9 protein-coding genes are annotated in these 12,301 nt (G+C 50.7%); 1 reads left to right on the forward strand and 8 read right to left on the reverse strand.

The window, feature by feature from the left end; translation table 11 throughout:
- Nucleotides 1-76 precede the first annotated feature (76 nt).
- Nucleotides 77-2,527, forward strand: a complete 2,451-nt coding sequence (locus tag EHT25_RS11135; protein WP_124874425.1) for a TonB-dependent receptor — start codon at nt 77-79, stop codon at nt 2,525-2,527.
- A gap of 6 nt (nt 2,528-2,533) precedes the next feature.
- On the opposite strand, the gene EHT25_RS11140 is transcribed toward EHT25_RS11135, so the two are convergent.
- From EHT25_RS11140 to EHT25_RS11175, 8 genes are all read right to left on the reverse strand, one after another.
- Nucleotides 2,534-4,021 carry a capsule assembly Wzi family protein gene (locus EHT25_RS11140; RefSeq protein ID WP_124874427.1) on the reverse strand — a complete coding sequence of 496 codons (1,488 nt, stop codon included), beginning with the start codon at nt 4,019-4,021 and terminating at the stop codon, nt 2,534-2,536.
- A 24-nt stretch (nt 4,022-4,045) separates the two neighbouring features.
- Entirely contained in the window at nt 4,046-5,428 is a 1,383-nt protein-coding gene (locus tag EHT25_RS11145) for an exopolysaccharide biosynthesis polyprenyl glycosylphosphotransferase (protein ID WP_124874429.1), read from the reverse strand.
- 273 nt (nt 5,429-5,701) lie between these two features.
- Entirely contained in the window at nt 5,702-6,820 is a 1,119-nt protein-coding gene (locus tag EHT25_RS11150) for a glycosyltransferase family 4 protein (RefSeq protein ID WP_124874431.1), read from the reverse strand.
- Nucleotides 6,821-6,905: 85 nt separating this feature from the next.
- Entirely contained in the window at nt 6,906-7,985 is a 1,080-nt protein-coding gene (locus EHT25_RS11155) for a glycosyltransferase family 4 protein (RefSeq protein WP_124874433.1), read from the reverse strand.
- A gap of 27 nt (nt 7,986-8,012) precedes the next feature.
- Entirely contained in the window at nt 8,013-9,308 is a 1,296-nt protein-coding gene (locus EHT25_RS11160; RefSeq protein WP_124874435.1) for an O-antigen ligase family protein, read from the reverse strand.
- A complete protein-coding gene (locus EHT25_RS11165) occupies nt 9,305-10,090 on the reverse strand; it encodes a glycosyltransferase family 2 protein (protein ID WP_510186266.1) in 786 nt (261 codons plus the stop codon). The genes EHT25_RS11160 and EHT25_RS11165 overlap by 4 nt, the downstream gene beginning before the upstream one ends.
- Before the next feature lie 66 nt (nt 10,091-10,156).
- Entirely contained in the window at nt 10,157-11,260 is a 1,104-nt protein-coding gene (locus EHT25_RS11170; protein ID WP_124874439.1) for a glycosyltransferase family 4 protein, read from the reverse strand.
- Nucleotides 11,261-11,276: 16 nt separating this feature from the next.
- Complete coding sequence (locus tag EHT25_RS11175; protein ID WP_124874441.1) at nt 11,277-12,233, reverse strand: hypothetical protein; 957 nt, start codon at nt 12,231-12,233, stop codon at nt 11,277-11,279.
- Between the last annotated feature and the right edge of the window lie 68 nt (nt 12,234-12,301).

The following is a 12,301-nucleotide window of genomic DNA, read 5'->3' on the forward strand; positions in this document are numbered from 1 at the left end:
TTTTACTCACTTACTTTTGGTAAGCAGGGATTGCTTTGCCTGCTGAAATTCGAAACAGACCTCCATCGCAGCTTTCATGAAAACGAAAATTCGGGTGATTTTCACCCTATGGATAACTAGTGCCCAACTAATCGGATGGGCTCAGTCGCCGGTCCAGTTGAGCGGGCAGGTGATCACCGCCGATCAAAAACCGGTTGATGCGGCAGCGGTTTCGGTGGTGCATGCGGCCGATTCCAGTCTGGTGAAAGCCGAGCTGACGGAGGTCGGCGGCACGTTCCGCTTCATGAATTTAAAAGCCGGGTCTTATTTCATCACCGTCAGCGCGCTGGGATTCGAACCGTATTGGAGTCAACGGATTGAACTAACGGATGCTGAAACCGTTCGGACACTGGAGCCTTTCCGGCTGCGCATTTCGGCCATCAAACTGAACGAAGTGGTCGTGACGGCCAAAAAAGAATTCGTGGAATACAAACTGGACCGAACCGTCGTGAATGTGGACGCACTTTTGTCGAATGCCGGAACCAACATTCTGGAGGTGTTGCAGAAAGCGCCCGGCGTGATGGTCGATCAGGATGGCAACATCAGTCTGAAAGGGCAATCCGGCGTTTTGGTGCTGATCGATAACCGCCCGACTTACCTGTCGGCGACTGATTTGGCGGCTTATCTGAAATCGCTTCCGTCGGGCACGATCGACCAGATCGAACTGATGACTAATCCGCCCGCCCGGTATGATGCCGCCGGAAAGGCCGGAGTCATCAACATCAAGACCAAAAAGTCAAAAATTGAAGGCTTTAACGGAAGCCTATCGGCCAATCTGGGCCGGGCGTTTTATTGGCGGCACAGCGAAACCGTTAACCTGAATTACCGTAAAAACCGGTTCAATTTCTTTCTCAACGGCGGTTTTAATAGCCAGGATACCTGGCGGAAACTCGCGATTGAACGGCGGTATTACGGAGAAAACCAGCGGCTGAACACCATTTTTTCCCAGACCTCGTATTTCTATCCGCACAACCGTACCCCGACGTTCAAGGCGGGAATGGATTTTTACGTCAATCCGAAAACGACAGTTGGTTTCGTTTTTACAGGTTCCTATGCGTTCAACCACGAAACAAGATCGGTCAACAGTGCACTGCTTGATGCAGAAAGTCAGTCCGATTCGCTGATCGAAGCCGCTAATTCGCAGCGGAGCCAGTTTCGGCAGAACGGGATCAACCTGAATTTTACGCATCAATACGACAGCACCGGACGTTCGATTTCCGTGGATCTGGATCATGTCGGCTACCGGATTTCGACACAGCAACAATTTCAGAACCGGTTTCTGGATGCCAGTTCCACCGAGAAAAACCGGGAGAATATCCGCGCCGACCTGCCCTCCAACGTCGCGATTTACACACTCCGGTCGGATTACAATCATCCATTGAAGAACAAAGCCAGTCTGGCGGCTGGCGTTAAAAGCAGTTACGTCGCAACGGATAATGCCGCGAATTACTTCACGCAAACGGCTTCGACCGAAACGCCGGATCTCGACAAAACGAACCGGTTTCGATACACTGAAAACATCAATGCGGCTTACCTGAATGTCAACGGCGAGATGGGCCGCTTTTCGTTCCAAACCGGTTTACGACTCGAAAATACCAACGCGTACGGGCATCAGTTGGGGAATGCAATCAAACCGGATTCGACGTTCCGGCGAAATTACACCAATCTTTTTCCGACAGTTTATCTGTCTTACCGGCTCGACAGCAATCAGAACAACCTGATTTTTTCGTACGGGCGACGCATCGGGCGGCCTTATTACCAGGATCTGAATCCCTTCGTTTTTCTGCTCGACAAGTTTACCTATTTTGCCGGAAATCCCTTCCTGCGCCCCGAATTTGGCCATAAGTTTGAGTTGAAATTTACGCACAAAAACCGCTTCAATGTCGCACTGATGTACAATTACGTCACCAATATGAATAGCGAAACGATTGAGCAGCAGGGCGCTATTTTTATCAGCCGGACGGGGAATATTGGCTACCTGCAATTTGGCGGTATTTCGGTCAATACCACCCTCAAAGCCGGGAATTGGTGGACGTGTAATCTTTACGCCGAAGTCATCAAAAACCGCTTTGCGGGCTTGCCGGGAACCGGCGGACTCGTCACGGGTTCGGTCTACGGTTACATCAATCCGAGCAGCCAGTTTCTGTTTAAAAACGGCTGGAGCGCCGAGTTAAGCTGGTTTTATATCACGAGAAGCCAGAGCGCCCAGTTTGATAAATCGGCGCTGTTTGCCATGAATACGGGCGTTCAGAAAAAAGTGCTGGCCAACAAAGGCTCGGTGCGGCTGACGCTGCGGGATGCGTTCCGGTCGCTGCAACCCCAGGGCAAGATTCTCAACATTCCGAACGCGACGGCCAGCTACCACAATCGGTTCGACAGCCGGTCGCTGACGGTTTCGTTTACCTATAATTTCAGCAAAGGAGCCGCCGGAAAGCAGAAACGAAACACCAGTGGAGCAGGCAGCGAACAGGATCGGGTTAAGAACTGAAACCGCTTAGCGTGAGCTGATTATTTTCCGAATACCGAGGTAACCGCCAGTAGAATTGTAGAGCAATTGGCCGTAATCCGACGCAAACGACGCATTGATCTGAAACTCGCCCAAACCGCCCAGATCGACGGGCGCCATGAGGCTAAATAACGACGACCATTGCGTGGGTTTGCTATAATACGGGTCGTTGTAGGTACCAATGTTGCTGCTGTACGACAGTTTGCCCAGCCATTCGACGCGGCCGATGACGCCGGATAATCCGAAATGCACTAGGCTAACCCGGTTATTGGCAATGGCCCCGTTGGGAAGACCGGCCCGGACGTCATTGCCCGGTGTCATAAACGGCGAGCCAATGGTGCGGCCGTTATAAACCCAGCCATCGACGTACTGCGAGTGGTTGAAGTAATTATCCCGACCCCGTTTCGCCGGATTGTCGATCAGGAAGATGGGGCCGCCCTGGTTTTTGGTATACAGAAATTCGAACAGCGCTTCGTTGATGGAAACAAACGACCGTTCTGATCGCTTGTTTTTCAACCGGATTCCGTTCAAACCGTCGCGGATATTGGTCAGGTAAAACAACGAACCGTCGTCGTAAATACTCTGGCGGTACATCAAAAGGTTGAAGGAGCCCAACTCTGCTTCGAGCGCTAAATCGATGGTTCCGAGGTGATTACCCACCCGGTTTTCTTCAAAGCTGGGAAGTGTCGTATCGATCTTGTTCGGATTCCGGTGCGACGTCACCACAAACCAGTAGCTTTTCCAACTGCTGGGTAAATAGCCATTGTTCGTAAAAGGCCCGTAGATTTTATCGGAATAACCGCCCCACTGCACCTGATGGTTGATACCGGCATACGCCTTGAATTTCGAACCCGGTTTTCCAAGTCGTCCGTAGAGCGCTTTCTGGTGCAGATAGGTATGGCGAACAATCCGGTCGTTGTCGAACCAGCCGTGGTTGTAAAAGGCGGAAATCGCCAGGAAATTATTGGTAAACGGAACCGGAACAAAACCCTGCGTACCGATCTGAATCACCGGAATGGGCAGGGCATTGCCCGACCAGGCAAACGAGCCGGATGTCAATGTCGTGTCCACCAACCCGTAGGTGTTCCGGCGACGGCCCGCGTAGAATTCGATCCGGCCATAACGGGCCTTGACGTAAGCTTCGGGAAGGATAATTTTTGTACTTCCGGCTACATTGGCAACCGCTTCGACGCCGTAACCCCAGTCAAATTTTTTCTGGCGGATGATGCCGCTGTCGATGACCGGTTTTCCATAATCGGATGAAATGCCCAATCGGAACGTGGCCGCAGGGGTTGTCGTCGGAACAATTCCGAACTGATTCGCCCGTAGCCAGAAAGGGGTTCGGTCGCCCGACGAAACGTAGGCACCTGCCTGGATATCATACCGGGTTGTTTTGGGAAAATAAGCCCGCTGAGCAACAACCGGTTTTAGAAGACAGAGAGATAGGTAAAGCGCCAGTCCGGCTTTCAGTTTCATAGATATGTATAGACCTCTACACGTTTATTTGCCTCTTCCCTGCATCATAACGCGAACCGTTTGGACAATGAGCCAGACGTCGGTTGAAAGAGAAACGCTTTGCAGATATTCAAGGTCATACCACAGCCGCTGCACCATCTGCTCCACATTTTCGGCGTATCCGAATTTAATTTGCCCGATGGAAGTAATACCCGGTTTTACCATCAGCAAATACTTGTATTCCGGTGATTTTTCGACGATTTGATTGATAAAATACTGCCGTTCCGGGCGTGGGCCAACCACCGACATATCCCCTTTGAGGACGTTATAAAACTGCGGAAATTCGTCGATCCGGGTTTTTCGCATAAACTTTCCCCAGGGCGTAATCCGATCGTCGTTGTCGCCCGATGAAAGTGCCGGTCCGCCCTGTTCGGCATCGGGATACATGCTGCGGAACTTATGAATCCGGAAGGGTTTCCCCCATTTTCCGATTCGCTCCTGCGAATAAAAAGCCGGTCCTTTCGAGCTTAGTTTCGTGATCAGCGCAATAACCAGGAAAAAGGGCGCGCCAACCGCCAGCACACCCGCCGAAAAAGCAATATCGAATGCCCGCTTGAACACATTGACCTGCAAATCGTCCAGGTAATGGGTCGAAAGACTGATAACAGGCTGAACGTCATGGTATTCGACCGTGACGCCTTTGGTCAGAAACCCTTTGAAATCAACGATCAGCTTGACCTGGTAGCTGGCTTCTTCCGAGAAATCCATGATCTCGCGGAGTTGCTCGGTTTCGATATACGGCAAACAGCAATACACACAGTCGATTTCGTTCCGCGTAATGTATTCTTTCAGGTAACTGTAATCCCCCCGCAGCGCCGTGGCATTTTCCGGATTCATTTTGTCGAAATACCCGTAAAACTTGAAACCAATTTCCGGGTACATCTGGTAAAACGTCTGAATACTTTTGGAAAGTGGTCCGTATCCGACCACCACAAACCGCCGGGTGTTGTAGCCCATGGCCCGGTATACCTTCAGCAAAATCAAAACCGCTGATCGCCAGAGCGAACCGGCGCAGAGAAACAACACATAGGTCAGCGCCAGGTGTTCGCGCGAGTAATAAAAACCGCCCTGCGTAAATACCCAGAAAACCGAAACCAAAGCAATGTGTAAACCGACCAGTTTGACCAGGCCCACCAGCAGATTCTGGATGGTAAAGGTTAACCGGGAAAAATTATAAGGCTTATTCAGCAACAGAATCAGCACCCAGGCCGCATTGATAAACCAGAACAACGTCACATACGGCACATCGAATAACGACGCTGTTGTGCCAAATTTCAGCCGGTAGGCGAGTGCAAAACAGATATCGAGAAAGATGATATCCATCGTTGCGCTAAAAGGCCGCAGTAAAAATGAAAACCGGTGTTTCATAAGCTATTCGTTCGAAACGGCTGCTGCACACGCAGATTGATAAGCTGCCGAACCGCTTCCTCGCTAAAAATCGTAACCAATGAAAGACACTTAGTATAAAGAGTGACGCTGATGTTTCGACGCTCTTAATAACTCCAAGTTCACGTTAATTGTACGATTTACGGCAAAAAATTATTGAAAAATAAGCCAATATTTATCCTAAGGGACTGTTAAATTTTCAATTCTTAAGATAGTTCTATTTAATAATCAGATAGTTAAAGGTGGTTGGCTGTCTTAAAACCAGTCCGCCATTTTCTGATTCACATAGCGGTCAAATTCCTGCCGGAAATTCTCACGGCTAAACCGCTGAGCGTGTTGATGAATCACCGCCGGATCGAACCGGTCGGCGGTCTGGTCAAATCGCTGCACGCATTCTTTGAGCGAAGCCACGGTTTGCCGATCGAAAAACAGACCGGTTTTCTGATCGACAACCGACTCCAGCACCCCGCCTTTGCCGTAGGCCAGCACGGGCGTTCCGCAGGCCTGGGCTTCGACGGGGGTGATCCCGAAATCTTCTTCGGCGGCAAAAATAAACGCTTTTGCCTTTTGCATATACGAAGCCAGCGCATCGTCGGATTGATAACCGACCAATTCGATGTTTGGCGTGGCCAGGCGCTTTATTTTTTCGTAATCCGGGCCGTCGCCCACCACCACCAGCCGTTTGTCGGGCATGGTTGAAAATGCTTCTACAATCAAATTAATTTTCTTGTAGGGAACCATGCGCGAAGCGGTCAGGTAATACGCTTCTTTGTGTTGGCCTAACGCAAAATGCGCCGTATCAACCGGCGGATAGATAACATCCGCTTCGCGTCCGTAAACTTTCCGGATTCGCCGGGCAATGTAGCGCGAATTTGCCACAAAATAATCAACCCGCTGCGCTGATTGGTAGTCCCAGAGCCGGATATAGTGCAAAATTAATTTAGCAATGGCTCCACTCAGACCGGTTTTCAGACCGCTTTCGTTCAGGTACTGGTGGTACAAATCCCAGGCGTAGCGCATGGGCGAGTGGCAGTAACAGATGTGCAGCTGATTGGGGCCGGTCAGCACGCCCTTCGCCACGGCGTGGCTGCTCGACAACACCACGTCGTAGGCACTCAGGTCGAACTGTTCGATGGCCAGCGGCATAAATGGAAGGTAAGAGCGGTATTTCTTCTTCGCCCAGGGTAGTTTCTGGATAAAGCTCGTCGTAACGGTTTTATGCTGGATCAGCGGCCGTTGCGATTCGGGCAAAAAATCGACCAGCGTAAACAGGTCACTTTGCGGATAAAGTGCCAGGATTTGCTCGACCACGCTTTCCGAACCGGCAAACGTAACCAGCCACTCGTGAACAACGGCAACTTTCTTCGTGAGCATGATTTTGTTGAGAGGATAGAGATGAGACAAGAGACGTTAGACAAGAGAAAAAAACCGGAGACGGCGATCGTCTTTTTTCTCTTGTCTAACGTCTCTTGTCTAATTCCGTAATAATTCCGGCGAGTTTCTCGGCCGATTGCTGCCAGCTAAACCGTTCGACCCGGCTGCGGCCTTTCTCCACCAGGGTTTGGCGAAGTTTTTCGTCGCTATACAGTTTCTTCAGCCCGTCGCGGATGCTGCCGATGTTGTAGGGATCGACGTAAACGCTCGCATCGCCACAGACTTCGGGCAAACTTGTAGTGTCGGACACCAGCGTCGGGCAACCGCACGACATGGCTTCGAGGGGCGGAATGCCAAAGCCTTCAAAAAACGACGGATAAGCAAAAAAAAGCGCGTGCTGGTACAGATTGACCAGTTGCTCGTCGCTGAGGTAGCCGGTAAAAATGATAGAAGAATCGTTCTGAATCATTTCTTTCAGACCCGTATCGGCAAATACTTTATGGGCGGCTCCAACAATCACCAGCTTCGTATCCGGAAACTTCGCTTCCTGAAACGCCTGAATCAAGCCTTTGAAATTTTTACGCGGATCGAGCGACGAAACCGCCAGAATGTATTTTCCGTACGGGTTTTCGCCTTTCACCGCGGGCGGATACCGGAAAATATCCGAAATGCTGGGGTAGATAATGTCCAGCGACGAGCGGGGAATGTGGTAGCAGCGATGCAGGTCATTCAGGGAATATTCGCTGATGGTTAATACTTTATGGGCTGATTTGACGATTTTAGGGACCGTAAAGTTATACAGCATCGAAAACTTCTTCGAGAACCATTCCGGGTGGAGGTGAAAGGATAAATCCAGCACGGTGACAATCTTGTTCCGGTAAAAGATCGGAGCGGTATTACACAGATTCAGCAACAACGGACTTCCCTGACTGCGCAGATACGCGGGCATTTCAAGCTGTTCCCAGATGTATCCTTTGCTGCGGCCATAAACCGTGGCCCCCAACTCCTGCGCAATGTCCGGTTGTAAAATATTATGCGGGGTTAAAAACGTAATATCCGGCAACAACTCTTTTAATCGCATCCCGAGTTCAATGCCAACCCGTTGCGTTCCGGTTATGGGTTGGGTCAGAAATCGGGCATTAACAACAACTGATTTATGGTTCATACAGGCTGTAAGTGAGTGCTCGTAAAATTAGGAATTGCTTTCAACACTACTGATACTAACAACGGGGTTCCGATGTTTCGTGTCAAAATTCCGCTTGAGCATGTAGATACACAAGGCAATCACCAATGGCAGCGCGTTGGACGGCGATGTAATGCGGTGTTCGGTAAAACTCATGACGGAGAGGTTGAAAAACGAAACCAGTAAAAACTTCTGCACGATGCTGTCGCGTCCTTTTTTCAAAAACCGGTAGAGCGCGTGCCAGAAAAGCAGAAAAATGCCGAGCCCGATCAGCCCCTGTTCGCCGAGGAGGTGCAGGTAGGAATGGTGGGCGTGGGCGTCATTGAAAACTTTTTTAGGCTGATCGTTGAGGCTAATCACGTATGGAACCCCCTGGTACTTCAACGGCGTGTCATTGACGGAACCAAAACCGGTGCCGATCAGGGGCGAATGCAGAAAACAGTCGACGGCGCGCGGCCAGGTTTCGACGGCGCGAATGGCGATGTTGGCCGATTTGGTGCTGACTTCGCCAAACAGCGGAGAAATGTAGGTACTGACGCCCGCTTCGCTCAGGTCGGCATCGCGGACATACTGGATGTATAATGGATAGGTATACGACAAAACCGCACACTGAACGGCGACAATCCCAAAGAGGGCCAACCGGATCAAATACGCCCGGTTGGTGCGGTCGAAAAAGTAAAAAGCAAAACCGGCCACCAGGCCCAACAGCGAACCGCGCGAGGTCGTAGCGACCAGAAACACAAAATTGATCAGCATCAGCAGCACCCATTTCCGCTTTCGTTCCTGCAAAAACAGGACGATGTTGAGCGACAGCACAATACTGATAAAACCACCCGCGCCGTTGGTGCTTTTGAAAAAACCGTGGAAGTAGGTTTCCGGATTTCCCCAGTCGGTAATGGCCATGCCTTTGGTCAGCACCAGATTTAACCCGAACGCAATGCCGTTGATAACCGTGGCAAAAATCAAAAACCGCTTGAACAGCGAATCGACGGCGACGTTGTAGGAAAAAAACGAAATGAGCAGCAGCGGCAGGTACGAAATGATGAAGTTGCCGTCGTAGCGGTAAAAGCCAAAACGGAGCAGCGACTGCGGATAATAAATCAGAATTCCCGCCAGCGAATAGAGAAAATAAAGGTAGAGGTAGTAAATAAATCGCGGAAGAACGATAACGGAATGGCGGAAGAACAGATACGGCAAAACCGCCAGCGCCAGAATCGACGGCAACGGACTGATGAAGATCAGGTTGGTGACGGTTCCGAACAAACCGATCAGTAACGCGATATAGAACAGCGTTTTTAGCTTCATCGGTTGCGGCCCGTGAGCCGTTTGGTGTATACTTTCAGTTTGTCTTTATAAAGCCAGGTCAGGTACTGCTGGTGGGTTAAAATGCCTTTTTCGTGCCAGAGGTGCAGGTTTTCCCAGACGGCTTCGGGCCGGTGTGAGGCACCACCCTGCCGGAAATTACTCAGAATGGCGTTTAAAGGAATAAACGGCACCTGATTCCTGGCAAAACGCAGCATCAGTTCATAATCACTCACGTAGCGGTATTGCTCGCTGAACAAACCGTAGGTCTGGTAAAACGACGCCGGAACGAAGCAGGTTGGGTGTTCGATATTTCCTTTGGGAAGCTGGCTGGCGTGCGTCTGAATCAGGAAGGCTTCCTGTTCGTCGAGAAATGTCCGTTGAATGCCGTGAAAAACCGCCGGTCCTGCCTGCTGATAAGCCTGCACAACCCGTTCGACGGCATCGGTTTCGTACCAGTCATCGCTGTTGATGATGCCGATCAGTTCGCCGGTGGCCAGCCGGACGCCCTTGTTCATGGCATTGTAAATACCGGTATCGGATTCGGAGATAAACCGGATTTTATCCGGAAACCGTTGGGCATACCGCTCGATGATCGTTACGGTCTGGTCGGTTGATTTACCATCGACCAGAATGTATTCGATGGACGCATAGGTTTGATTGACAACCGATTGAATGGTTTGTTCAATGTGTTTCTGGCTATTAAAACAGACGGTTATAATGGAAACCAGTGGCGACATAAACAAGTCCGGCGAGTAACAACGTGAACAAAAGACAACCCGCAAAGATAAGCAATTGACGGGTGTCGGAATCGGCCGTTTAGGAATTGGCCAACCGGTCGGGCAAAAAACTTACTGTAGGTCCCGGTAAAGCGCCAGCGTTTCCCGAACGGTTTTTTCCCAGGAAAACTGCTGAAGACGTTCCCGCCCTCGCCGAATGAGATCCTGCCGCAGATCAGGGCTGTCCAAAATCCGGCCGACCGCTTCGCGGATCGAATCCGGATTTTCCGGATCGAAATACAAAGCCGCCGAGCCCGCTACTTCGGGCAACGAACTGCGGTCGCTGAGCACACACGGACAATGGCAGGCAAAAGCTTCCAGAACCGGAATCCCGAACCCTTCGTACAGCGACGGGAACACAAAAGCCAGCGCCCGGCGATAGAGCTCGCGGAGCGAATCGTCGTTAATGGGTTGTTGCTCAATGAGGTTCGTGAGTTGAAGTTGCCGGAGAAGGGTAGTTTCGTCAGATGAAAAACCGCCACCGCCCGCACAAATCACCCGGATTTGGTGGCTACGCAGCAAGGGCGCAATCGCCTGAATGAAAGGCCGGAAATGTTTATACATCCCGCGATTGCCCACAAACAGCAGATACGGCGCCGTGGCAGACGGTTCCATCGCCTTATCGTCAACGGCGACCGACGAGCCGAGGTAAATGACCCGAACCCGCTCCGGCGGAATATTGTAATAGTCGACTAAATCCCGTTTGGTATTTTCCGAAATGGCGATAACCGCCGTTGCCCGTTCGATGATCTGTTTCTTCCACCTCATGACGAGGTGATCGGCCGCCAGTTCGGGAAAAACCGGATGGTATTTTTCGTGAATCATGTCCAGAAACGTCACCACCACGGGGTGTTTCCCGATGCGGTCGAGAAAATACGGTTCGTAATACGTGGCATGAAAGACATCGTACGACCGGGTTTGCATTTCCAGCAGGTTGAACGCTTTGTTGAGTCGGTAGAGGTAAGGCTGTGTTCTGGAAAAAGGCTGGCCGGGGAAGAAAGGCCACGCCCGCAGGGATTTTTCTTTTAAATAGGCATTATTAGAAAACAGCAGTGACAGATGCGCCTGGTGTTCGCTGGAGGGCTGGTTGATACCGGCAATCAACTCGCAGAAGTATCGGGAAATGCCGCCGTAGTTTTGTTGGGAGAAGGTTTGATGATCAAAAAAAATCTTCATGCAGAGCGGTTTTCCTTCAGGGCAGCAAATGCTTTTTGAAGGTTGATTTCATGGTTTTTAACCCGGTTTTGTTGGTAATATTCTCCATTCGCTCCTTCATTCCGGTTACTTTTCGAAAAAACTTATTCAGTGAATATTCCGTCGCCTGCCGGTTTTCGATCAAAAACCGGGGATGAACGATTTCGGTCAGCGGTTGCAGCGGACGGTTGGCCGTTAGCTCCGTGTCTTTTTTAGTGTGCGTGGCATCCTGATCAAAACCGATGTTGGAAATCAGGTTCTGGTTGGGGCAGATGCACAGGCCGTAATTAATCCAGATGGCGTAACACCATTGGTAATCCCAGGTGTCGATCTGGCCGGAAAAAACGCCATCGAACGCTTCCGTCCAATATTGTTGTACTTTGGGGTCCGTAAATAACGATCTGACCAGGTTCAATTCCCGAAATTCCGGATACGTCGTCATGTTGACGTCGTATTTCTGCCAGGCCCGACTCCAGCTGGCCCAACCCCAGACGTGGCAGATTTTGGAGTAAAAATACGAGCCGTCGCCGTGCCACTGACCGTGCTGAAAATTGACGCCGGTAATGTGCATCACGCTCGTATCGTGGGCGTGGCGCAGGAGGTTTTCGCGGCAGAACGTAAAGAAAGTCAGGTCGGGAAGGCAATCATCCTCAAGAATAATACCCATTTCGACCTGCCCAAAAAACCAGTCGATGGCTGTGCTAACGGCCCGTTTGCAACCCAGATTCTGAGTTTGTACCAACTGATGGACTTCGCACGGCCAGTCTACTTCGTCGAGAAGGGCGATACACTGGGCGATTGCCTCCGAATCGGTCGGTCGGTCGGGCCGGGGGCCGTCAATGGCTACGTAAAGTTGTTTCGGCTGCGCCAAACGAATCTGGTCAAGAACTTTACGGGCATGACGGGGCCGGTTGAACAGAATAAACAGAACCGGAATATCTAATGGTATAGACACTGGAACAGAGATGGCCTGATATGTAATGCTTAACTGCTAATTTCGCAATGAAGTTACGGAATAAAGAC

The organism is Larkinella rosea (genome assembly GCF_003858635.1).
Taxonomy (GTDB): Bacteria; Bacteroidota; Bacteroidia; order Cytophagales; family Spirosomataceae; genus Larkinella; species Larkinella rosea.

What these genes read in the sequence shown, in the direction of transcription:
- EHT25_RS11135 (WP_124874425.1), top strand. Translation starts at nt 77, where the DNA reads ATGAAAACGAAAATTCGGGTGATTTTCACCCTATGGATAACTAGTGCC.
- EHT25_RS11140 (WP_124874427.1), bottom strand. Translation starts at nt 4,021, where the DNA reads ATGAAACTGAAAGCCGGACTGGCGCTTTACCTATCTCTCTGTCTTCTA.
- EHT25_RS11145 (WP_124874429.1), bottom strand. Translation starts at nt 5,428, where the DNA reads ATGAAACACCGGTTTTCATTTTTACTGCGGCCTTTTAGCGCAACGATG.
- EHT25_RS11150 (WP_124874431.1), bottom strand. Translation starts at nt 6,820, where the DNA reads ATGCTCACGAAGAAAGTTGCCGTTGTTCACGAGTGGCTGGTTACGTTT.
- EHT25_RS11155 (WP_124874433.1), bottom strand. Translation starts at nt 7,985, where the DNA reads ATGAACCATAAATCAGTTGTTGTTAATGCCCGATTTCTGACCCAACCC.
- EHT25_RS11160 (WP_124874435.1), bottom strand. Translation starts at nt 9,308, where the DNA reads ATGAAGCTAAAAACGCTGTTCTATATCGCGTTACTGATCGGTTTGTTC.
- EHT25_RS11170 (WP_124874439.1), bottom strand. Translation starts at nt 11,260, where the DNA reads ATGAAGATTTTTTTTGATCATCAAACCTTCTCCCAACAAAACTACGGC.